Source organism: Mesorhizobium subarcticum, assembly GCF_055456085.1.
Genome location: NZ_CM144237.1, coordinates 4,390,240 through 4,412,671 on the forward strand (window position 1 = coordinate 4,390,240; position 22,432 = coordinate 4,412,671).

A 22,432-nucleotide genomic window follows, 5' to 3' on the forward strand; every position below is an offset into this window, starting at 1 on the left:
TGGTTGGTGTGAGGCAGAAGGTTCAAGACCGTGGCTTTCGATACGTGCTTTCCGCATCGAACAGCGGCTTGCTGCCGTCATCGGCAAGCGTCCCCTTGCCGTCGACCAGCCCCACCGTCCGATAAAAGCATGAACGCCGGCCGGTGTGGCAGGTTGCGTCGTGGCCCAACACTTTGACGTGCAGCCACAATGCGTCCTGGTCACAGTCGGTGCGCATCTCGACGACGTGCTGGAAATTGCCCGAGGTTTCGCCCTTTTTCCAAAGCGCATTGCGCGAGCGCGACCAATAGTGGGCGATGCCCGTTTCCAGCGTCAGCGCCAATGCCTGCGCATTCATGTGCGCCACCATCAACAGCATGCCATCCTTGACATCGGTGACCACAACCGTGACGAGCCCGGCGGCGTCGAAGCGCGGTGAAAACACCGCGCCTTCTTCGAGAGCCTTCTTGTCTGATGGAGCTTTGGGAAATTCCAGTGCCGACATTGCAGGTCTATTTTCCTGTTGACCGTGACGCCGGCGAGGGGCTTACGCCCCGCCGCGCACCATGGTGACGAAACGAACCTGCTCTTCGGGCGTATCCTTGAAGACGCCGGTGAAGGTGGAGGTCAGCGTGGTGGAGCCTTGCTTGCGGATGCCGCGCATGGCCATGCACATGTGCTCGGCCTCGATCATGACGGCGACGCCACGCGGGTTGAGCACATCCTGGATGACGCCCGCGATCTGCGCGGTCAGCGCTTCCTGCGTCTGGAGGCGATGGGCAAAGATATCGACGACACGGGCGATCTTGGACAGGCCGACCACCTTGCCGTCCGGCAGGTAGCCGACATGCGCCTTGCCGATGATCGGCACCATGTGATGCTCGCAATGCGAATGGAACGTGATGTCCTTGACGATCACGAGGTCGTCATAGCCGGCGACCTCCTCGAAAGTACGACCAAGTTCCTCTGCCGGGCACATATCGTAGCCACCGAACATTTCGCGATAGGCCTTGGCCACGCGCTTGGGCGTATCGATCAGTCCCTCGCGGTCCGGGTTGTCGCCGGTCCAGCGCAGCAACGTCCGTACGGCAGCCTCGACTTCGGCCTCGCTTGGCCGGTCCGTGACAGGCTTTTCCATATAGGCGGCCTGGGGCATGAGCTTCTTGATGACGGCATCCATAAAGGCGTCTCCCGTAGTTCCTCTCTGCGGAGGAACGAGTTGAACGGACCACGACCTTTCGGTGTCGGAACCCGCCCGGTTTCCAGCCCCGCAAGTGGCGTGAACAGATCAGGTGAAGGCACCCGCTTCGGTTGCCTTGTCGATACCCAACTGCCAGCATTATATATGGTCAGGCGCAGCGAAAGGAAGACGTTATAGCGGCAATCGCTGTTCGCTTGGCGGCGACGGATTGGAAAAATATGATCAACGACGTCTACAATGCGAAAATTCTCGGTTTTGCCGGAAACATCGCACGCATCGGCCGGCTCGATCATCCGGATGCGAGCGCAAAGGCGCATTCCAAACTGTGCGGTTCGACCGTTACCGTCGACCTCAAGATGGCGAATGGCATTGTCACCGACTTCGCCCATGACGTGAAGGCCTGTGCGCTCGGCCAGGCGTCGTCCTCGATCATGGCGCAGCATGTCGTCGGCGCCAGTGCCGAGGAATTGCGCGCGGTGCGCGACACCATGCTGAAGATGCTGAAGGACAATGGCGCGCCGCCCGAAGGACGCTTCGCCGACCTCAAATATCTGGAGCCGGTGCGCGACTACAAGGCACGCCATGCCTCGACCATGCTGACTTTCGACGCTGTGGTCGACGCCATCGGCCAGATCGAGAAGAAGCGCGCCGAAGAAGCGGCTTAGGCGTGCTCCTCCAGCGCGTGTCTGCTTTCAGCAAACTCGCCTCGTAACCAGTCGGCGAACGCGGCTGCCGGTTCCGAAAGATCGCGCAGACTTCTGGCCACCAGCCAGTAGGCGCCGGACGCAACGTCGATATCGAAGGGCTTGATCAGCGCGCCGGATGCGACTTCTCCGCCGATCTGCAAGAGATCGCCAAGTGCCACGCCATGTCCGAGCAGGGCGGCCTGCTTTGAAAGCGATGCGTCCGCCAGCATGGGACCCCGCGCGGGCACAGCATCGGCGGGCACGCCGGCGGCCTCGAACCAGCGTGCCCAGCCCTGACGATTCTCCTCATGCAAAAGCGTGTAGCGAGCAAGGTCGATCGGCTTCTCAAGGGGAGGACCCAAGGCGAGCAGTGCCGGCGACAGAACAGGTGAATCGACCGTCGAGGCAAGCCGCTCGGCCTGGCTGCGGGGCCAGGAGTTTGCATTCGCACTGAAGCGCAAGGCAAGCTCGGGCTGATCGCTGCGGAATTCGATCAGCCTGGGATCGACTTCGAGGGATATGTCGATGTCAGGCCGCAATTGGCGAAACCGGTTGAGGCGCGGTACCAGCCACACTGAGGCAAGCGACGGCTCGACGCTGACACGAACCACGGACTGCGCGGGGGCGGCAACCAGTTCTGACAGCAGTCTGTCGATGTCGTCGAAACTCCTGACCAATTGGGCGAGCAGCCGGCGGCCGGCATCCGTCAGTTCGACGCGGCGATGGTGACGTTCAAACAAGGGCTGGCGCAGGAAGGTTTCGAGCTCGCGGATCTGCCGGCTGATCGCCGCCTGCGAGACGAACAGCTCCTCGGCGGCCCGACTGAAACTCAGATGCCGGCCCGCCGCCTCGAAACTCCTCAATGCCGTCAACGGCAGGCGTCCGCGCTTCATTTCGCATAACCCAGGATTATCCGAAGTGGAAATTATACTCGTTTGAAGGCGAAGGCCAGCGGCGGTCTAATCGCGTCAAAGGAGAGGCGACCATGATCCAGTTCCTAAACATTTTCGGCGATGTGATGCGGATTGCAACGTTCCAATGGCGTGACGAGAGGCATGGTGCAAAGCGCAGCGAAGAGCCGGCCAGCTCTGGCCGGTGGCCAGCTCCGGTTGACAGGCAGCCATTTCGCCGCTCTCGCCCATGATATCAGGCAGACAAGGGATGGGATTGCGTTCTCCCACGGAAGCCCACATCTATCGCGTTGGAACGCGATACGGAGAATGCGGTGCACGACCCGCTTGGGCATACCCATACTGCCAAACCGCCGGGGCGTGGCCGCAACTGGCCCGGCCCGTGGCGCAAGACGCCTGGCCGTCTCCTCGGCACGTCGTTCGTGCGCCTTTACCAGCTGACTTTGTCTGGCTTTGTCGGCAATTCCTGCCGGCATTTGCCGACCTGTTCGGAATACGCGCATGAGGCCATTGCCCGGCATGGCTTGTGGGCGGGCGGCTGGATGGGATTTTTCCGGGTGCTGCGCTGCGGACCGTTCGGCACGCATGGCATCGATCTAGTGCCGGAAGTGCTGGCCGATCGTTATGTCTGGTTCATGCCGTGGCGGTATTGGCGGATCGGCCGCAAGCACGCCGAAACCAAGGCATGATTGCGCCGGTCACGCCTCGGGCGACAGTGCGTGTTTACGATCCGGTAGGGTTAACGCAAGCCTGCACAAAGACTGCGCATTTGAGACAAAATCGAGACAAGAGACCCCGCTAAGCCCGCTCGCGAACACCCTTTCTGGAGCGAGCATCAATGCGTAACATCGACCGTCTTCCCTTTATCCTGGCTGGAGTCCTGTTCCTGCTCGCCTGGCTGCTGGGGTTTCCGATGCGCGCGCAGTCGGCGTCGCTTGGGGATGTGCAATGCACGCTGATCGCCGATGCGGCGAGCGGCAAGACGCTTTATCAGGACGGTACCTGCGACCAGCGCTTCAGCCCGGCTTCGACGTTCAAGGTGCCGCTTTCGCTGATCGGCTATGACGCGGGCATCCTGAGCGACGAGCACACGCCGACCTGGGATTACAAACCCGAATTCAACGCCGTGAAGCGGGATCAGAAGACCGTCGATCCGGTAATCTGGGAACGCGATTCAATTATCTGGTTCTCCCGCGAGATCACGCGACGGCTCGGCGGCGAAAAGTTTGCCGGCTACGTCTCGAAACTCGACTACGGCAACAGGGATGTTTCCGGCAATCCCGGCAAGAATGACGGCCTTACCCATTCCTGGGTGAATTCCTCGCTCAAGATTACGCCGGTCGAGCAGATCGATTTCCTGCGCAAGCTGCTTGCCCGCAAGCTGCCGGTCTCGGCCAAGGCCTATGACATGACATCGGCTATCATCCCGACCTTCCAGGCGGGAGGCTGGACCGTGCAAGGCAAGACCGGCAGCACCAGGCTGGCCAATGATGCCGACAAGGTCAGGGACAAGCGTTCGCTCGGCTGGTTCGTCGGGTGGGCGAAAAAGGACGGCCAGCAGATCGTCTTTGCCCGGCTGATCGTCGACACCAAGCGCACCGATGTGCCGAAGGGCTGGAGCACGCGTTCCGGGTTCCTGAAGGACCTGCCGCTGCTGGTGAAATGAGTCTGATCAGGCGCTTCGGCGCGCGCGGATGATGTGGCCGCCGGAATTGTTCGTGGTTCCCTTCGAGGCCCCGGAAAAGCGGGCGGCGATATCGCCGCTCTCGAGATCTTCGATCTCGTCGAACCCGAGGTCATTCAGGGATTTCGCCAGTTCGACGGGGACAAAGAAGCTGATCCATGGCTCCCCGACAGAAGCGACGCGCGCTGCATGGAAGGCAAGGGCGGCCTGTCCCGCTGCATCACGGTTCTCTGCCGGCTCGCTATAGTCGAACACGACCTCCGAGCCGGGGATGCCGACAATCCAGGACAGCGTTTTGAAGATCGCTTCTTTTGTCAGGTAGGGTACGACCCCCAGCCACATGAAGAAGCTGGGCTCTGTCGACTGTAAACCGGCCGCAGCCAGTTCCACGGACAGACTTTGCCGCTCGAAATTGACCGGCACGAATGTGGTGGCGGGTGGCTCGGCAAGCCCGCTATCGGCAATGCATTTGCGTTTCCAGGCTTGCGTCGCCGAGTGGTCGACTTCGAATATCCTGAGATCCGGATACGGATTGCGCAGCGAAAACGTATCGAGGCCGGCGCCCAGCACTACGAGTTGGCGGATGCCGCGACGGACCGCCGCCGCCAGCCAGTCCTCGGCGAACCGGGCCCGCGCGGTCACGAACAGGCGCATGCGCCGGCGGCGCTCGTCTTCCTCCTCAAGCTCCTGTGCAGCGGGAGCAGCCCCACCCAGGATCGCGATCGCGTAGGGATCGCGAAACAGCCCTGCCTGCGGTGAAAACTGATGCAAGGCCCTCATGCGTGCGACGCCAAGGGCAGTTCGGCTGGGTACGGCGTCTTCCATGCTGATGATTCCAGTTGATGTCGTGCATTTTGGCAAGTGTCTTCGATATCTGTGGCGACACTTCCTGACAGCTGCGCCAATTGCCGCTCTTTACCTGACGCGGCACTGCCTCTAAAACCCGCCCGCTGCCGCTTGTCCATGCGATTGGCGGCTTTACCCCACGACCACCCGCGCTCGTTTGCGGGACTGGATAGGAGAACCATGATGCTGAATTCCGTTTCCCTGACATTTCCTGATGGCTCTGTGCGCGACTACGACGCGGCGATGACCGGTGCCGGTCTTGCCGAATCGATCTCGAAGTCGCTGGCCAAGAAGGCCGTCGCCTACGCCATCGACGGCACCGTGCGTGATCTCAGCGATCCGCTGGGCAAGTCGGGCAAGGTCGAGATCATCACCCGCGACGATGCGCGCGCTCTCGAGCTTATCCGTCACGACACCGCCCACGTGCTGGCGGAAGCTGTGCAGGAGATATGGCCGGGAACGCAGGTGACCATCGGACCGGTGATCGAGAACGGATTCTATTACGACTTCGCCCGCAACGAGCCGTTCACGCCCGATGATTTTCCGGTGATCGAGAAGAAGATGCGCGAGATCATTGCGCGCAACAAGCCGTTCACCAAGGAGGTCTGGTCGCGTGACAGGGCCAAGAAGGTGTTTGCCGACAAGGGCGAACGTTACAAGCTGGAGCTGATCGACGCCATTCCCGAGGACCAGGATCTCAAGATCTATGCCCAGGGCGACTGGTTCGATCTCTGCCGTGGTCCGCACATGGCCTCGACCGGCCAGATCGGCAACGCCTTCAAGCTGATGAAGGTGGCCGGTGCCTATTGGCGTGGCGACTCGAACAACCCGATGCTGACGCGTATCTACGGCACGGCCTGGGCCGACCAGGCGCAGCTCGACGCCTACCAGACGATGCTGGAGGAGGCCGAGAAGCGCGACCACCGCAAGGTCGGCCGCGAGATGGACCTGTTCCATTTCCAGGAAGAGGGACCGGGCGTCGTCTTCTGGCATGCCAAGGGCTGGAAGATGTTCCAGAACCTGGTCAACTATATGCGCCGCCGCCTCGACGAGCAGGGGTATCAGGAGGTCAACGCGCCGCAGGTGCTGGACAAGAGCCTGTGGGAGACGTCAGGCCACTGGGGCTGGTATCGCGACGCCATGTTCAAGGTGACGGTCGCCGGTGACGATACCGACGACGACCGCGTCTTCGCGCTGAAGCCTATGAACTGCCCGGGTCACGTGCAGATTTTCAAGCATGGGTTGAAGTCCTATCGCGATCTGCCCGTAAAGCTTGCAGAATTCGGCAATGTGCATCGTTACGAGCCATCCGGTGCCCTGCACGGGCTGATGCGCGTGCGCGGCTTCACGCAGGATGACGCGCATATCTTCTGCACCGAGGAGCAACTCGCGGCCGAATGCCTGCGCATCAACGATTTGATCCTGTCGACCTATGCCGATTTCGGTTTTGAAGAAGTCAGCGTCAAGCTGTCGACGCGGCCGGAAAAGCGCGTCGGCACCGATGAGGCCTGGGACCATGCCGAGGCGATCATGGGCAATGTGCTGGAGACGATCAGGACACGGTCTGGTAACCGGATCAAGACCTCGATCAACCCGGGCGAGGGCGCCTTCTACGGGCCGAAGTTCGAATATGTGCTGAAGGACGCCATCGGCCGCGAATGGCAGTGCGGCACGACGCAGGTCGATTTCAACCTGCCGGAACGGTTTGGTGCCTTCTACATCGGCTCGGATTCCGAGAAGAAGCAGCCTGTCATGGTGCACCGCGCCATCTGTGGTTCCATGGAGCGTTTCCTCGGCATCCTGATCGAGAACTATTCCGGCCATTTCCCGCTGTGGTTCGCGCCGCTGCAGGTGGTGGTGGCGACGATCACCTCCGAGGCGGACAGCTATGCGACCGAAGTGGTGGCAAAGCTGAAGGCCGCCGGGCTTCTGGCGGAAGCCGATCTGCGCAACGAGAAGATCAACTACAAGGTGCGTGAACACAGCCTAGCCAAGGTGCCGGTCATCCTCGTCTGCGGCAAGCGCGAGGCGGAAGAGCAAACGGTCAACATTCGCCGGCTGGGCTCACGCGACCAGGAATCGCTCGGCCTTGCCCAGGCGATCGAACGGTTGACCGAAGAAGCGATCACGCCCGATCGCCGGCGCAAGCGCGCCGCCTGATTGAACAGCCCTTTGGTGATGGCGGTGGAGCGGTCCACCGCCATTTTCATATCCCTGTCACGCCGGTCTTGTAACGAGCCCCATGCTCAAGCTGAAATTACGCGAAAAACCATTTCCCGAACTTTCCTATGCCAATCCGCATCAGCCGGTGCTGACGCGCTGGGTCATTCATTCCATTGAAGGCCTGTCGGGGCGCGACCGCTATGCCGCGCTCTATGATTTCTGGCGCCGCCAGGTGGTGCCATCAGGCGAGCGCATATTCAGCCGCATGCTCGACCTGATCGACGTGCGGATACGGACCGCCGACCAATGGCCGCCCGCGCCATTGCCGGAGACGCCGCTGGTGATCGTGGCCAACCATCCGTTCGGCATAGGCGACGGGATTGCCGTACTGTCGCTGGTGGAGCAACTTGGGCGGCCGTTCCGGGTGATGATCCACAAGGATCTGCTCAAGATCCGCGAGATGGAGCCCTATTCGCTGCCGATCGACTTTTCCGAGACCAAGGACGCGCTGAAGAACAACATGGCCGTACGCCATGAAGCGGTGCGGCTGCTGAAGGAAGGCGTCACCATCGTGGTGTTTCCCGCCGGTGGCGTCGCCACCGCCCCGAAAGGCTTTGGCCGGGCGCGCGACCTGCCATGGAAGATGTTTCCGGCACGCCTGGTCCAGGATGCCAAGGCGTCGGTTATCCCGATGCATTTTTCCGGACAGAACGGCCGGCTGTTCCATCTGATCAGCGGGCCGATGAATATGGCCGAGCGCGATGGCCGCGTGGCCAAATTCGTTGGCAAGGCATCGCTGACATTGCGCCTTTCAATGCTCATCCACGAGTTCGCGCGGCTGTCCGGCAAGGCGATCGACGTACGCGTCGGCGAGGTGCTGAGCTGGAGCGAACTCGAGCCGCTGCGCGATCGCAAGGCATTGCTCGACCGGCTTTACCGCGGCGTGTTCGACCTGGCGCCGCAGCTGCCGCGCCGCCGGATTCCCTTCCTGCCGGCACGGACCAAGCTGGCTGCCTGAACTTGGAAATATCCCGCCGAAGGAAGGCTAATCCGCGCCTTCTTCGGGATCCATCGCCGCGGCTTCCGTCGCCAGAACCTCGATCTCCAGGTTCTGTCCGGCAACGACCGTAAAGTCCTTCTGGTAGATGCGATCGCGGTTCTTGGCGATGATGGTGTAGTCACCCTCGGCCAGCACCATCGAGGCGAAGGCGCCGACGGTTTCCTTGATCGGATCGCCGGATTCGTTGAGCAGCGACCACGACGTGTCGGCGATCGCTTCACCACCGGCCTCGCGCACCAGCTTCATGGTGATCTCGGCGGCGTGGTGCTCGACGGTGGCTTCAGTCAGCTTGCCGGCCTCGACGCGGATGTCGGAGCGGATGACCGCATTGACCGCGCCGTAGGTCGAGACGACGTGGTAGATGCCGGCATTGAGCCGCACGACACTGTTGGGCTCGACATCGGGAATGATCAGCGCGCGGTCGCCATTGGCTTCGGCGGTGCCCTCATAGATAGAGAAGCGCAGTTTTTTCGGGGGAATGCGCACGCCGCCGGACAGAACCGCGTCAAGCTTCAAGCCGCCGGCATCGAGCACCAGGCTTTCGCGCTTGGCTTCCTTGCCGACTGTGATGCGCTTGGTGGCGCCGGCGCGGCCATAAGAGGCGTGGACCAGATAGCTGCCGGGCTCGAGCTGGAAGACAGCGCTGCCGCCATGCGCGGAAGCGACCATCGGCAATTTGCCGTTGACGGCTTCAGGCTTGAAGACACGCCAGACCAGGCCGCGGGTGATGTCGGTGCCTTTGTCGGTCAACTGGGCCGACAAGGTGAGGGCGCCACCGCCGCCGAGCGCCAGCGGGGTTTCGCTTTTGGGCGTCGCGTAACTCGAAATTCCCGGAAGTTTCAGGTCGCTGACACCGTCCTTTTCCTGCGCGACAGCCAGCGAAACCGGCGCCAAGAACAGCGCGGTGCAGAGCCAGACCAGGAAAAGACGCAGTCGCCCCTCAAACATGCCTTGCTTTGAAGCCCATGGCAGTGGCAATTTCAAGGCTTAAGAGTCCAATCCATGGCTCTTCCGCCCGGCGCTTGCGCGCCTTTGCCCGAGCCGCCCGAATTCCCGATGGTGCGCTTCAGCTCAAAACAGAGTGTCTAGGAGACTTGCGCCCATGGCGTCGCCGATCATCGACTTCCTGCTGACCCGAAATTCAGCGCCGATTCCGGAGCTCAGGGAACCGGCGCCGAGCGATGCCGATATCGCCACCATGATCGCCGCCGCCACGCGCGTGCCCGACCACGGCCGGCTCGAACCCTGGCGCTTCATCCTCTATCGCGGCGACGTCCGCATCGAGATCGGCAAACAATTGGCGGCGCTTGCCGAACAGCGCGAGGGGCCGTTGCCGGAAGGCCGCCGCAACCAGGAACTGGCGCGCTTTTCGCGCGCTCCGCTGGTGATCGGCGTGGTGTCGGTGCCGAAGGACAATCCCAAGATCCCGCAATGGGAGATGTTCCTGTCCGGCGGCATGGCGGCGATGAACCTGATGATTGCCGCCAAGGCGCTGGGCTACGGCACCAACATGATCAGCAACTGGTATTCCGACGTGCCGGAGGGCAGGGCGATCCTTGGACTGGCGCCGCAGGAGCGCGTGGTCGGTTTCATCCATATCGGCTCCTATGCCGGCCCGGCGCCGGAACGGCCACGGCCTGATCCGGCCAAGCTCTATGCCGATTATTCAGGACCCTGGGCGGGCTGAATGTTCTACAAACCGTCCAAGGGGCACGGGCTGCCGCACGATCCGGCCAAGGCGATCGTCGCGCCACGCCCGATCGGCTGGATATCCACGCTGAACGAGGCGGGCGAGGTCAATCTCGCGCCATACTCCTTCTTCAACGCCGTTTCGACGCGGCCGTTCATCGTCTGGTTCTCCTCGGAAGGCGAGAAGGACAGCGCCTCCTTTGCCCTGGAGACAGGCGAGTTCGTCGCCAATCTGGTCAGCCGCGATCTGGCGGAGAAGATGAATTACACCTCCGTCAACGCGCCGCGCGGCGTTAACGAGTTCGTCTATGCCGACCTCGCCATGGCGCCTTCGCGCCTCGTCAAGCCACCGCGCGTGGCAGCAGCGCCCGCCGCGCTGGAATGCCAGGTGACGGAAGTCTTTCGTCCAAAGGCGCTGGACGGAACGCCGACCAGCGCCGTCGTCGTCGCCGGCGAAGTGGTCGGCGTGCATATCGACGATGCCTTTCTGAAAGACGGCCTGTTCGACATCACCAAGGCCGGCAATGTCGCTCGTCTCGGCTACATGGATTATGCCAGCGTCAGCGAGGTCTTTTCGATGCGCCGGCCACGCTGGGGCAAGGAATAGGCCGGGGCCTGGCAAATCACCGCGCCTTATCGGCTTTCCGCCGGGCTGTCATGACGGCCCTGATATAGCCGGGTTCACCGATCCGAATGCTTCCATCGGCGAGGCCGAGTATGCGGTCGAGAGCAATCTCGTAGAGCCTGACGCGTTTCTCCAGGACTTCGATCGCGACCTCCATATCGGCGTCGCTGCCGCCGGCGATCGCCTTGCCAACGACGTCATGCGTGGCCATGCCGAACTGCATGACGATGTCGGCGACACCCTCCGGATCGAAGGTCCTGAAGCTGCCGTCTTCGACACCTTGCCGGATGATCTTGACCAGCAGTGGTGAAAACGACGCGCTGGCGGCCAGATTGATGCGGTGGAAAAGCACCAGGTTCTCAGGCCGAAACATCGTCTCGAAAAGAGCCCAGGCTTCCGTCGCGGTCTCGATCTTGGCTCGCCGCGACTGGGAGAGCAGGCCGTTCAAGCGGCCAAGCGGGTCGAGGCCGGGATCGTCGAATATACCCTGAACCCCAGCCAGCGCCTGTCGCGCGAAGCGGCTGGCCAAGGCTTCCAGAAGAGCCTCCTTGGAGGGGAAGTAGTGATAGAAGGCGCCCTTCGAGATGCCGGCGGACGCAATCACATCGTTGAGGCTCGCCTTGTCATAGCCCCGCGTCAGGAACAGGGCCTGGGCGTGGTCCAGAAGTTCTTCTCGCCTGAGTTCGGGATGCTTGACGACACGGGGCATGACCAAACCTCTGCACGTGATGGGCGTTCCCGTCCAGCACGGGATATCGGATAGTCCACTTGAATTATAGACCAGTGGTCGGTATGGTAGACCATTGGTCTAATCCGGCCAATGCCGCGGGGGCATACCGTGGAAGGTCGATCATGATCGCGAAATTGCTTCTTCAAACATTCATCTGGTTTGGCGTCATGGGCGCCTTGCTGTTCCTGTCGGCCGGCACGCTGCATTGGCCGGGGGCCTGGGTTTATCTGGTGGGGATGGTCGGGCTCAGTCTCACTTTGGGTATCGCGCTGGCGCGACGCGATCCGGGCCTGATGAATGAGCGGCTAGGCCCACCGATCCAGAAGAACCAGACGGCGGCCGACAAGGTCCTGCTGTCCATACTGCTGCTCGCCATCTTTGGCTGGCAGATTTTCATGGGCTTCGACTTCCGTTTCGGCTGGTCGACGGTTCCAGTCTGGGCACAGGTGGTCGGCACGCTGGTCCTGCTGGTGGGAATCTGGATCTGCTACCTGACAATGCTGGAGAACAGTTTTGCTGCACCCGTTGTGAAGATCCAGGATGAGCGCGGACAGCGCGTCATCACCACGGGGCCTTACAGTCATGTCCGCCATCCGATGTATGCCGGCGCCATCCTGTTCCTCGTCGGCACGGCACTTCTGCTCGGCTCCTGGTGGGGGCTGGCATCGGTACTCTTGTTCGTCGTTCTCCTGGCCATTCGCACCTTCATCGAAGAGAAAACGCTTCGCGCCGGCCTGCGCGGCTATGACGATTATGCAAATGAGGTTCGCTACCGCCTGATCCCGATGGTCTGGTAGCGGTCAGGCGAAGTGCCTGCCGCCCTCGCACGCCAGCCATCGCAGCGGATTCCTTATCCGCGAACACGCGAATAGCGATTCCCCTTCACCTGAACACAGGCTAAGAGAGCGGCTTCGGCGTTGCGTTGGCGCGTCGACCTTGGGGATAGTGCGGGGGCACCGGCGACATGAAGAAACGAGAACTCGCTGGCAACCCGGCTGCGCTACCAGTTCGACAGGAGCATGGCCGCCGGGCCGATCGCGCTGATCGGCTGGCTCGCCATCGTTTCCCTGCTGATCATCATTGCCGCAGCGGCTTTCCTTGCAGTGACCCGCATCGCGCCGGAGGGCGGTGAGCCGCTGGGCTTCTTCGAAGCGTTCTGGGAATCGCTGATGCGCACGCTCGATTCCGGCACGATGGGCGGGGACACCGGCTGGGCCTTCCGTCTCGTCATGCTCGTCGTCACGCTTGCCGGCATCTTCGTCGTGTCGGCCCTCATCGGCGTGCTCAGCGCCGGTGTCGACGGCAAGCTCGATGAATTGCGCAAGGGCCGCTCGCGCGTGCTGGAGGCCGATCACACCATCATCCTCAACTGGTCGCCATCGATCTTCGACGTCATCTCCGAACTCGTGATTGCCAATGCCAGCCGCCGCCGCCCGCGCATCGTCGTCATGGCCAATATGGACAAGGTCGAGATGGAGGACGAGATCGCGGCCAAGGTCGGCAAACTGGGCAACACGCGCGTCATCTGCCGCAGCGGCGATCCAACCGATCTCTATGACCTGGCCATCGTCAACCCGCAGACCTCGCGGTCGGTCGTGGTGCTGTCGCCGCAAGGCGACGATCCGGATTCGCAAGTCATCAAGACGGTGCTGGCGCTGGTCAACGACCCGGGCCGGCGCACCGACCCCTACAACATCGCCGCCGAGATCCGCGATGGCAGGAATGCCGAGGTCGCCCGCGTCGTCGGCGGAGCCGAGGTGCAGCTCGTGCTGGCCGACCAGCTGATCTCGCGCATCGTCGTGCATTCGAGCCGGCAGTCGGGTCTGAGCGGCGTCTATTCGGAGTTGCTTGATTTCGACGGCTGCGAAATCTACGCGACCGAGCAGCCTGATCTCGCCGGCAAGACCTTCGGCGAGGCGGTCATGGCGTATGAACACTGCGCGCTGATCGGGCTTTGCGACCAGCAGGGGCGTGTCAACCTCAACCCTTCGTCGGACCTCGTGATCGGCAAGGACATGCGCGCCATCGTCATCGCCGAGGACGATGCCGCGATAAAGCTCGGAAGCACCGGGATCAAGATCGATGCGGCGGCGATCCGTGGGCCGCGGCCCATCGAGCCGAAGCCGGAGCGCACCCTGATCCTCGGCTGGAACCGGCGCGGCCCGATCATCACCTATGAACTGTCGCGCTACGTCGCGCCTGGGTCGATCCTGACCATCGCCGCCGACACACCCGGCCTCGAGCAGGAAGTTGCCGAACTGCCGGTCGCCGGCGACAATCTGTCGGTTTCCTGCCGCATCACCGACACATCGAGCAGCACCGCCCTGGCAAGTCTGGACGTGCCGTCCTACGACCACGTGCTCGTTCTCGGCTACAGCGAAACCATGGCAGCGCAGCCCGCCGACACGCGCACGCTGGTGACGCTGCTCCATTTGCGCAAGATCGCGGACGATGCCGGCACGCACATCTCGATCGTCAGCGAGATGATCGACGTGCGCAACCGTGAGCTTGCGGCGGTGACCAAGGCCGATGATTTCGTCGTCAGCAATAGGCTGGTCAGCCTGATGCTGGCGCAGGCGTCGGAGAACCAGTACCTCGCCGCGATCTTCGATGACCTGCTCGATGAGCAGGGCTCCGAAATCTACATGCGACCGGTCGGCGACTATGTCGCCATCGATCAGCCTGTGACCTTCTGGACGATCGCGGAATCGGCGCGGTTGCGCGGCGAGATCGCCATAGGGTACCGGCGCATCCGTGCCGGAGACACTGATCAGCGTGCGCTGGGCGGCGTCACCGTCAATCCGCTGAAGTCGGAAGCGCTGGCCTACCTGCCGGAGGACCGAATCATCGTGCTGGCGCGAGACTGAGACAAACGCCTGCCGTCTTGGCCCGGGCCAGCAGCCGCTCGGCCAGCCGCAGATGCGGGCGGTCGAACATCTTGCCGTCGATGCCGACGACGCCGGGATTGCCCGCCGCCGCGAACGCCGCGACGATCGCCGACGACTGTTTCACCGCCTCCGCCGAGGGCGTGAAGGCGGCATTGATGACGGGCACCTGATCAGGGTGAATCGCCATCTTGCCGGTGAATCCGTCCCGCTCGGCTTCAGCGCATTCCACGGCGAAGGCCGCCATGTCGCGAAAATTCGGAAACACGGTGTCGATTGCCGCGACCTCTGCGGCTCCTGCCGCAAGGATGGTCGTCAGGCGAGCGTGGCGGAAGAGGTCGGTGTAGCGGCCGTACTCGTCGCGGGCTGTGCGCGCGCCAATCGTAGCCGACAGGTCTTCGGCGCCCCAGGTGAGACCGGCGAGCCGCGCGCTTGCCCCGGCATAGGTCGCAGCGGCGAGCACACCGGCCGGGGTTTCGGTAATGATCGGCAGGATCTTGATCGCGCCATCGGCCAAGCCGCTCTGGGCCTCGTGAACCCTGAGCTTGGCCGAGAGGTGCTGGACGTCCTGGCCGCTGTTGGATTTGGGCAGCATAATGCCATCCGGCCTGGTTGGCACGAGCGCAGCCAGATCGTCATCGGTCAGCCCGGTCGACAGGTCGTTGACCCTGACATAGATGGTTGGGCTGGTTTGCGCCCTGCGTTCGATGATGAAGCGCGCCGCAACGTCTCGTGCCTGCGCCTTGTTTTGCGGTGCCACGGAGTCCTCGAGATCGACGATGACCACGTCGGCGCCGGCACCAAAACTTTTTTCCAGCTTGCGCTCGGAATCGCCGGGAACGAACAGCAGCGAGCGCATCAGGCGGCTTTCTTCAGCATCATCGCTTGGCGCGTGCATTTCGCAACCAGATCACCATGCTGGTTGTAGGCGCGATGCTCGAATTCGACGATGCCGCGATCCGATTTCGATTTGGATTCGCGCGCCGAGATGACCGTCGTCTCGACGCGGAGGGTGTCGCCGTGGAAGACCGGATGCGGAAAGACGGTTTCCTTCATGCCGAGATTGGCCACCGTCGTGCCGACGGTGATGTCGTTGACCGAAATGCCGATCATCAGCCCGAGCGTGAACAGCGAGTTGACCAGCGGCTTTCCCCATTCGCTTTTGGCGGCAAAATCGAAGTCGATATGCAGCGGTTGCGGGTTCAGCGTCATCACCGAAAACAGCATGTTGTCGCTCTCGGTGACGGTCTTGCGTAGCGTGTGCTGGAAGACATGGCCAACGACGAACTCTTCGAGATATAGCCCGGCCATTTCCGTCTCCTGCGCTGTTTGTCGGTTGATAGGCGCTGCATCCGGCGCTCGCAAGCCAGTTAATGAACATGGTGAACCGTTCGTAAACCATTTCTGCCTACCGTCTTAAGCGGGGCCGGAAACCTTCCGGCAAGGGGCGTAAGCAGACGGGCATGGTTGTTGTTTCGCATTTCCTGAAATGGATCTACACGGCAAGAGTGTCCGAGCGCGCCGCCGCGGCCAATGCGCTGGCCCGGGCCTATGTCAATTCCGAATTGCCGTTCGAGGATCGCTGCGCCGCCGAGGCTGCGCTGACGCTGCTGCTCGACGATGCCTCGTCGAAAGTACGGCTGGCGATGGCCGAAGCACTCTCCATGAGCCACCACGCGCCACTGCAGATCATCAGTGCGCTGGCGTCCGATCAGCCGGAGGTTGCCGGCGTCGTGCTGGCGCGCTCGCCGCTGCTGACCGATGCCGACCTGATCAATCGCGTGGCTGCAAGCCCGAAGGCGACGCAGAAGCTGATCGCCGACCGTCCTGTTGTCTCGATGGCGCTGTCGGCGGCGATCGCCGAGATCGGCGAGGCGGAAGCCTGCGCCGTCCTGCTCGCCAACAGCGGCGCCGCGATCGCTTCGCTGAGCTTCCGCCGCATGGCCGAACGCCACGGGCATCTGCCGCTGGTGCGCGAGGCACTGATCTCGGACGTTAGATTGCCTGCCGACTGCCGGCATATGCTGCTTATCAAGCTTGGCGAGACCTTGAAGACATCGCCGCTGGTCATGGCATTGATGGGCGCCGCACGGGCCGAGCGCGTCATGCGCGATGCCTGCGTCAAGGCCTCGGTGACGCTGATCGAGGGCACGCGCCAGGAAGAACATGCCGCGCTGATCGAGCATCTGCGCCTACGCGGCGACCTGACCGCCAGCTTCCTCATCCGCACCATCGCGCACGGCAAGGTCGATTTCTTCGGCTCGGCGCTGGTCGCGCTCAGCCAGCAATCCGAACAAAGGGTGAGGGCGTTGCTGGCCGGCGGGCATGATGTCGCCTTGCAGGCGCTGTTCCGCAGCGCCGGCCTCGCTGCCGCCACGCATGCCATCATCCTGCGCGCGCTGAAAATCTGGCGCGAGGTCGCCAACGGCAAGCGCGTCGCCGGCGTGCAGGAAGTCAGCTGGCTGATGCTGAAAGAGGTGGGCGGGCAATCCGCCGAAGGCGATCTTGCCGCCTTGATCAAGTCGATCCATCTCGATGCGCTGCGCGAGAATGCGCGTGGGCACGCACTGGCGATAGCGGCAGCCTAGCCTTTATCCCTCGCAAAAAAATCCGGAAAATCCTCGATCGCGGCGGCGATAATGCGCAATGATGCCGCGATCTGCAGCACGTCGCCGGTGGCGTTTCGCTGGGCGATGGTCGCCGCATATTGGCGGGCGACGGCGACGGTCGCTGTCTGCGGATCGCCAGGGGCTCGGAAGAGCAGCTCGCGCGCCAGGCCCCTCAGAAAGGTAGCGATCGAAAGCGCGGTTTCGGACGGAACGGCATGCGCCTGTTGCGCCTCGCGCAGCCGCAGGATTTCCAGGCCGACTGTGACAGCGGCGACGCCGCCGCCCAGGACCGCATCGCCCTTGCTCCCGGAATTCTGCACCAGCGGCATCAGCTGGTTGACCCGATCATAGGCGAGGCTCTCGAAGGCCGAACGTCTCGGCACGCGCTCATGCAGGCAAAGCCGCGCCAGATCCTCGCGCATGGCGCGTACGATGCGATTGGCCGCCAGCCACGGATCGGCGGGCAGCACCAGGATGAAGACGCCGATCGCCAGCAGAATACCAACCAGCACCGATGCCGAGCCGGCGAAGAACGGGCCGGGATCATAGGTCATTGCCTGATGCGGGCTGAGGAAAGCGAGGAAGTTGATGGCGAAGGCCGTGGCCACGCCGACATAGCGCGGATTGGCCATGCCCAGCGCCGTTGGCACCAGGATCGGGACGACAAACAGGACGAACCAGCCGAAGCCGGGCAGGGCGGGCAACGCGATCTGGCCGACAAGAAAGGCGAAGGGCAAAGCCAGCAGCGTTCCCTTGAAGAAGCCCCAGGACACCTGCACCGGATCGGGGCGAGCGGCGAAAAGGCTGGATACGACGGCAACGATGATGACCGTGCCCGCCGCCTCGGACCATTTCGTCGTCAACCAGAAGGCCGCGACCAGCAAGGTGGCAAGGGCAGCGCGCACGGCATTGCGCGATGCGCCGGGGTAGTCTCGGTGCACCACCAGAGCAGGCTGCCTGCTGCCGCGGACCGGGCGCGTGATGGGAGCGCGCAAGGCGTCGAGGCCACGCAGCACCTGCTTGAAGGCCTCGGCGAAATCGGCGGCGATGGTGAGGCGGGTGATGGTTCCGACCCTGTCGTCGCCCTGGTCGACCGAGGCATCGGGAATTTGCCGGGCCTTGGCCGAGATCGCGTCGAGCCGTGTCACCCAGGGGGCGGTGTCGTCCAACGCGCCCGGCTTCGCCGCCAGTTCACTGACAAGGGTATGCAACTCCGAGCGCACCGGTATGAGTGCTGCATTTTTGGGAGCTGCGTGCGAATGCAGCGCGCGTGCCGCCGACAGCGCAGAGAGAAGTTGTCCGATGGTGCGCCGGACCGGATGGGCGCGTGGAGCGAAACTCGGGGCTTCCAGCCTGGCATAGGCGCGCATCTCGCCAAGCGTCTGGGTGTCGGCGACCAGTTTTCGGTGCAAGCCGGCGAGCGTTGCCGGATCACCGCCGGAAAAAGCGCCGCTGGCATAGGTGGCAAGATCGAGGATGCTGCGCTTCAACCGCGAGATAATGGCGTCGGCCGCCAGCTTCGGCAGGATCAGCCGGCTGGTCAGGCCGGCACAGACGATACCGAGCACGATCTCCGCACAACGTGCGACCGCGAGGTCGGCGACGAGATGCGGCTGTCCGAAGGCGGGCAGGCCAATGATCATCGCGGTGTAGCCGGCGAGCGCCGCGCCATAGGCTTCGGGATTGCGCAGCAGTGACGAGACGAAGGTGCAAATGCCGATCCAGACGGCAAGCACGGTTACCAGCACCCATGGGTTGGTGCCGAATACCGTGGTGATGCCGATCGCCGCGACGCCACCGGCAAGCGTGCCGAGCAGCCGGTAGAAGCCTTTCGCCAGCACCATACCGGCGACCGGCTGGGCGACGATGAACACCGTCATCATGGCCCATTGCGGGTGATCAAGTTTCAGGACGTAGGCGGCGAGAAGTGCGATCAGGCCGGCCGAAACCGTGCGAAGTGCGAAAATCCAGTCCGAGCGCGTCGGCTGCGTCAGCCCCGCCAAACTCGCCTCGAAATAGCCCTTCAGCCGCGCCCAGGTCACATGCTGGTCTCCATATCGGAAGCGCAAGCTAAACTGGCCAGCGGCTAGATATCCAGCACTTCCGTTGCGGCGAATTCGGCGCGTTCCTGGATGAAGCGGAAGCGGGCCTCGGGCTTGGTGCCCATCAGCGCGTCGACCGCGTCCTTGGTCGCCGCCTCGGCATCGATCACATCGACCCGCAGAAGCGTGCGCTTCCTCGGATCCATGGTAGTCTCCTTGAGCTGCGCGGCCATCATCTCGCCCAGTCCCTTGAAGCGGCCAAGCTCGACCTTGCCGCGTCCGCTGAACTCGGTGCGCAACAGCTCGTCCTTGTGCGCATCGTCACGGGCATAGGCAACCTTGCCGCCTTGCCGGATCGAGTAAAGCGGCGGCACCGCCAGATAGAGATGGCCGCCGCGTACCAGCGCCGGCATCTCCTGATAGAAGAAGGTGATCAAAAGCGAGGCGATGTGGGCGCCGTCGACGTCGGCGTCGGTCATGATGATCACCCGGTCGTAGCGCAAATCTTCGTCGCGGTACTTTGAGCGGGTGCCGCAGCCGAGCGCCTGGATCAGGTCCGATATCTGCTGGTTGGCGGCCAGCTTGTCGTTGCCGGCACTGGCGACGTTGAGGATTTTTCCGCGCAACGGCAAGACGGCCTGGCTGGCACGGTCGCGCGCCTGCTTGGCCGAGCCGCCGGCCGAGTCACCTTCGACGATGAAGAGTTCGGCGCCGGCAGCGGCATTCTGCGTGCAGTCGGCGAGCTTGCCCGGCAGGCGCAGCTTGCGCACCGCGCTTTTGCGCGACACTTCCTTTTCCTGGCGTCGGCGCACCCGCTCGTCAGCGCGCGCGATCACCCACTCCAGCAGCTTCGAGGCCTCTTGCGGATTGTCGGCCAGCCAGTGGTCGAAGGGATCGCGGATTGCCGTTTCGACAATGCGGATCGCTTCGATTGTCGCCAGCCTGTCCTTGGTCTGGCCGACGAATTCCGGCTCGCGGATGAACACCGAAAGCATGCCCGCGGCCGAGATCATGACGTCTTCCGAGGTGACGATCGAGGCGCGCTTGTTGCCGACCAGGTCGGCATAGGCGCGAAGCCCGCGCGTCAGCACGTTGCGGAAGCCGGCCTCATGCGTGCCGCCTTCGCCGGTCGGGATGGTGTTGCAGTAGGAATTCACGAAGCCGTCGCCGCCGAACCAGGTCACCGCCCATTCCAGCGAGCCATGGCCGCCCTGCTTCTCGCTCTTGCCGGCGAAGATTTCGCGGGTAACCTGGAAGTCATCGCCGAGTGATGCCTTCAGATAATCCTTGAGGCCGCCCGGAAAATGGAACGCCGCCTTGGCCGGCGTCTGGTCCTTTTCCTTGATCAGAGAGGGATCGCAGGTCCAGCGGATTTCGACGCCACCAAACAGATAGGCTTTCGACCGCGTCATGCGGTAGAGCCGGGCCGGCTCGAACGCCGCACCCTTGCCGAAGATCTGCTCGTCGGGATGGAAGCGGATTTTTGTGCCGCGGCGGTTGTGAACCTCGCCAAGCTGCTCCAGGCCGGTCACCGGAACACCTCGCGAAAAACGCTGGCGATAGAGCTGGCGGCCGCGGGCGACCTCGACCTCGAGATGGTCCGACAGCGCGTTGACCACGGACACGCCGACGCCATGCAGGCCGCCTGATGTCTCGTAGACCTTGGAGTCGAATTTGCCGCCCGAATGCAGTGTCGTCATGATCACTTCGAGGGCCGGCTTCTTGAACTTCGGATGCGGGTCGACCGGAATGCCGCGGCCATTGTCGGTGACGGCAAGATAGCCGTCGGCCGAAAGCTCGACGTCGATGAAGGTGGCATGGCCGGCGACCGCCTCGTCCATCGAATTGTCGATGACTTCGGCGAACAGATGGTGCATCGCCTTGTCGTCGGTGCCGCCAATGTACATGCCTGGCCGGCGGCGCACCGGCTCCAGCCCCTCCAGCACCTCGATGTCGGCGGCGCTATAACCCTCGCTGCCATCCTTGGTCGCGGCAGGACGCTTGGCAGCCTGCACCAGCGGATCCGCCGGACGTGCCAGCGTGCGGGCCGGCTGCGGCTCCTTGCCCAGATTGCCGAAGAGATCGTTGTTGTCGTCCATGCCTGCCATCGGGTCCGATGCTGCAAATCACCCGTCGATACTGCCACGCTTTGCGGCGCCAGGCGACGGAGGTTCCTGTTACGTTCGGGGATTTGACCCCTCATATCCTAAAACCATTCGATAACCAAGCGGGCGGAAATAGGTCTGAGACCGCCGTTCCGCATTCCTGATTCTTTAACAAAGCGGCCTAGCGTGAGCCCAACATAACAAGAAACGACGGGCATCAGGGGTTTCGGCGTGAGGGGCAAGGCCATAACGATGATCGGCATCGCCGCCGTTTTCGGCGCGATCTCGATCTTTGCCGCGGATTTCTGGGTCAAGAGCCAGGCCAAGGCTGATGCCGGCGAGAAAACGGCGTCGATACCCGCTCCCGCCGCGCCCAAGATTGAGTTCAAGACCATCGTGGTGGCAAACGCGCCATTGCGCTACGGCATGGAACTCGACCGCGCCAAGCTGGTTGAAATCCCATGGCCGCAGGATTCCCTGCCGCAAGGTGCCTTTCCCACCATCGATGGATTACTCGGCGAAGGCAGCCGCGTCGTGCTGTCGCCGATCGACGTCAACGAACCGGTGCTGCTCACCAAGTTGTCGGGGCCGAACGGGCGCGCAACGCTTTCCAACATGATGACGCCAGGAATGCGGGCGGTCACCATCCGCACCGACGAGATCGCCGGTGTCGGCGGCTTCGTCACGCCGGGCGACCGCGTCGATGTCGTGCTGACGCGCGATGCCGGCGAAATCCAGGAAGTCGCCAAGAACGCGCAAGGCGCCGCCGGTTCGACCATCACTTCCGAGATTGTCGTTGCCGATGCCAAGGTGCTGAGTGTCGGCCAGGGCGCCGACGAGCGCCAGACGACGCCGCAGGTGACCAATTCCGTGACCATCGAGGTGACGACCGAAGGCGCGCAGAAAGTGGCGCTTGCCCGCACCGTCGGCACGCTGTCGCTGTCGCTTCGCTCCGCCAGTGAAGGCGGCGATGGCAAGAACGGCGTCACCACCATCTCCTCCTTCGGCGGATCGGTGGCGGCCAAGGCCGAGGCCGCGGCCGGCTCGCTGTTCGGCGCCATGACCAAGGAGCCGGAGAAGCCGAAATTCAAGACAATCATCGTGACGCGCGGCACGAAGGCCGAGGAATATCAGGTTCCCGCGCGGGACCAGAACCAGAAGTAAAGGCCGGTGGGGACCGGGCGGGACGGGACAATGCTGATGCGTAGCCTAGTATC

General features: G+C 63.0%; 21 protein-coding genes. 11 read left to right on the plus strand and 10 right to left on the minus strand.

Annotated elements, in window-relative coordinates; translation table 11 throughout:
• Positions 1-22 precede the first annotated feature (22 nt).
• Entirely contained in the window at positions 23-484 is a 462-nt protein-coding gene (gene hisI / locus ACZYHG_RS21385) for a phosphoribosyl-AMP cyclohydrolase (RefSeq protein WP_464610258.1), read from the minus strand.
• Between the two features lie 42 nt (positions 485-526).
• Positions 527-1,159 (minus strand): GTP cyclohydrolase I FolE, encoded by a 633-nt coding sequence (gene folE, locus ACZYHG_RS21390; RefSeq protein WP_464610259.1) that lies wholly within the window; start codon positions 1,157-1,159, stop codon positions 527-529.
• A gap of 239 nt (positions 1,160-1,398) precedes the next feature.
• Between folE and ACZYHG_RS21395 the strand changes: the two genes are divergently transcribed.
• Positions 1,399-1,845, plus strand: a complete 447-nt coding sequence (locus ACZYHG_RS21395; protein ID WP_464610260.1) for an iron-sulfur cluster assembly scaffold protein — start codon at positions 1,399-1,401, stop codon at positions 1,843-1,845.
• On the opposite strand, the gene ACZYHG_RS21400 is transcribed toward ACZYHG_RS21395, so the two are convergent.
• Positions 1,842-2,759: a LysR substrate-binding domain-containing protein gene (locus ACZYHG_RS21400; protein ID WP_464610261.1), complete on the minus strand. Its 918-nt coding sequence runs from the start codon at positions 2,757-2,759 to the stop codon at positions 1,842-1,844. The genes ACZYHG_RS21395 and ACZYHG_RS21400 overlap by 4 nt on opposite strands.
• 332 nt (positions 2,760-3,091) lie before the next feature.
• Between ACZYHG_RS21400 and yidD the strand changes: the two genes are divergently transcribed.
• The gene (yidD, locus tag ACZYHG_RS21405; RefSeq protein WP_464610262.1) at positions 3,092-3,466 is read left to right on the plus strand and encodes a membrane protein insertion efficiency factor YidD; all 375 of its coding nucleotides are present in this window, start codon (positions 3,092-3,094) and stop codon (positions 3,464-3,466) included.
• Between the two features lie 149 nt (positions 3,467-3,615).
• Positions 3,616-4,443 carry a class D beta-lactamase gene (gene blaOXA / locus ACZYHG_RS21410; protein ID WP_464610263.1) on the plus strand — a complete coding sequence of 276 codons (828 nt, stop codon included), beginning with the start codon at positions 3,616-3,618 and terminating at the stop codon, positions 4,441-4,443.
• A 6-nt stretch (positions 4,444-4,449) separates the two neighbouring features.
• Here the strand turns inward: blaOXA and ACZYHG_RS21415 are convergent, their stop codons facing one another.
• A complete protein-coding gene (locus ACZYHG_RS21415; protein WP_464610264.1) occupies positions 4,450-5,286 on the minus strand; it encodes an SAM-dependent methyltransferase in 837 nt (278 codons plus the stop codon).
• A 204-nt stretch (positions 5,287-5,490) separates the two neighbouring features.
• Between ACZYHG_RS21415 and thrS the strand changes: the two genes are divergently transcribed.
• Both thrS and ACZYHG_RS21425 read left to right on the plus strand, forming a co-directional pair.
• Positions 5,491-7,467: a threonine--tRNA ligase gene (gene thrS / locus ACZYHG_RS21420; protein ID WP_464614761.1), complete on the plus strand. Its 1,977-nt coding sequence runs from the start codon at positions 5,491-5,493 to the stop codon at positions 7,465-7,467.
• A gap of 82 nt (positions 7,468-7,549) precedes the next feature.
• Positions 7,550-8,488 carry a lysophospholipid acyltransferase family protein gene (locus ACZYHG_RS21425; RefSeq protein WP_027029239.1) on the plus strand — a complete coding sequence of 313 codons (939 nt, stop codon included), beginning with the start codon at positions 7,550-7,552 and terminating at the stop codon, positions 8,486-8,488.
• Between the two features lie 27 nt (positions 8,489-8,515).
• On the opposite strand, the gene ACZYHG_RS21430 is transcribed toward ACZYHG_RS21425, so the two are convergent.
• Positions 8,516-9,478 carry a hypothetical protein gene (locus ACZYHG_RS21430; RefSeq protein WP_464610265.1) on the minus strand — a complete coding sequence of 321 codons (963 nt, stop codon included), beginning with the start codon at positions 9,476-9,478 and terminating at the stop codon, positions 8,516-8,518.
• 154 nt (positions 9,479-9,632) lie between these two features.
• Here ACZYHG_RS21430 and ACZYHG_RS21435 point away from each other — a divergent pair, with 154 nt between their 5' ends.
• Positions 9,633-10,217: a nitroreductase family protein gene (locus ACZYHG_RS21435; protein WP_464610266.1), complete on the plus strand. Its 585-nt coding sequence runs from the start codon at positions 9,633-9,635 to the stop codon at positions 10,215-10,217.
• Positions 10,218-10,826, plus strand: a complete 609-nt coding sequence (locus tag ACZYHG_RS21440; RefSeq protein ID WP_464610267.1) for a flavin reductase family protein — start codon at positions 10,218-10,220, stop codon at positions 10,824-10,826.
• A 16-nt stretch (positions 10,827-10,842) separates the two neighbouring features.
• On the opposite strand, the gene ACZYHG_RS21445 is transcribed toward ACZYHG_RS21440, so the two are convergent.
• On the minus strand, positions 10,843-11,553 hold the full coding sequence (locus ACZYHG_RS21445) for a TetR/AcrR family transcriptional regulator (RefSeq protein WP_464610268.1): 711 nt from the start codon (positions 11,551-11,553) through the stop codon (positions 10,843-10,845).
• Between the two features lie 143 nt (positions 11,554-11,696).
• On the opposite strand from ACZYHG_RS21445, the gene ACZYHG_RS21450 reads away from it, so the two are divergent.
• Together ACZYHG_RS21450 and ACZYHG_RS21455 are read left to right on the plus strand one after the other, a co-directional pair.
• Positions 11,697-12,371 (plus strand): methyltransferase family protein, encoded by a 675-nt coding sequence (locus ACZYHG_RS21450; RefSeq protein ID WP_464610269.1) that lies wholly within the window; start codon positions 11,697-11,699, stop codon positions 12,369-12,371.
• Between the two features lie 222 nt (positions 12,372-12,593).
• Positions 12,594-14,441 carry a CASTOR/POLLUX-related putative ion channel gene (locus tag ACZYHG_RS21455; RefSeq protein WP_464610270.1) on the plus strand — a complete coding sequence of 616 codons (1,848 nt, stop codon included), beginning with the start codon at positions 12,594-12,596 and terminating at the stop codon, positions 14,439-14,441.
• On the opposite strand, the gene ACZYHG_RS21460 is transcribed toward ACZYHG_RS21455, so the two are convergent.
• Both ACZYHG_RS21460 and ACZYHG_RS21465 read right to left on the minus strand, forming a co-directional pair.
• The gene (locus ACZYHG_RS21460) at positions 14,419-15,318 is read right to left on the minus strand and encodes an HpcH/HpaI aldolase/citrate lyase family protein (protein WP_464610271.1); all 900 of its coding nucleotides are present in this window, start codon (positions 15,316-15,318) and stop codon (positions 14,419-14,421) included. The two genes, ACZYHG_RS21455 and ACZYHG_RS21460, sit on opposite strands and share 23 nt — an antisense overlap.
• Positions 15,318-15,770: a MaoC family dehydratase gene (locus tag ACZYHG_RS21465; RefSeq protein ID WP_464610272.1), complete on the minus strand. Its 453-nt coding sequence runs from the start codon at positions 15,768-15,770 to the stop codon at positions 15,318-15,320. Before ACZYHG_RS21465 ends, ACZYHG_RS21460 begins: the two co-directional genes overlap by 1 nt.
• 152 nt (positions 15,771-15,922) lie before the next feature.
• Between ACZYHG_RS21465 and ACZYHG_RS21470 the strand changes: the two genes are divergently transcribed.
• Complete coding sequence (locus ACZYHG_RS21470) at positions 15,923-17,047, plus strand: DUF2336 domain-containing protein (protein WP_464610273.1); 1,125 nt, start codon at positions 15,923-15,925, stop codon at positions 17,045-17,047.
• Here ACZYHG_RS21470 and ACZYHG_RS21475 read toward each other — a convergent pair.
• Positions 17,044-19,110 carry an FUSC family protein gene (locus ACZYHG_RS21475; RefSeq protein WP_464610274.1) on the minus strand — a complete coding sequence of 689 codons (2,067 nt, stop codon included), beginning with the start codon at positions 19,108-19,110 and terminating at the stop codon, positions 17,044-17,046. The genes ACZYHG_RS21470 and ACZYHG_RS21475 overlap by 4 nt on opposite strands.
• 44 nt (positions 19,111-19,154) lie before the next feature.
• Positions 19,155-21,209 (minus strand): DNA topoisomerase IV subunit B, encoded by a 2,055-nt coding sequence (gene parE, locus ACZYHG_RS21480; RefSeq protein WP_464610275.1) that lies wholly within the window; start codon positions 21,207-21,209, stop codon positions 19,155-19,157.
• Between the two features lie 237 nt (positions 21,210-21,446).
• On the opposite strand from parE, the gene cpaB reads away from it, so the two are divergent.
• The gene (cpaB, locus tag ACZYHG_RS21485) at positions 21,447-22,379 is read left to right on the plus strand and encodes a Flp pilus assembly protein CpaB (RefSeq protein WP_464610276.1); all 933 of its coding nucleotides are present in this window, start codon (positions 21,447-21,449) and stop codon (positions 22,377-22,379) included.
• Positions 22,380-22,432 lie beyond the last annotated feature (53 nt).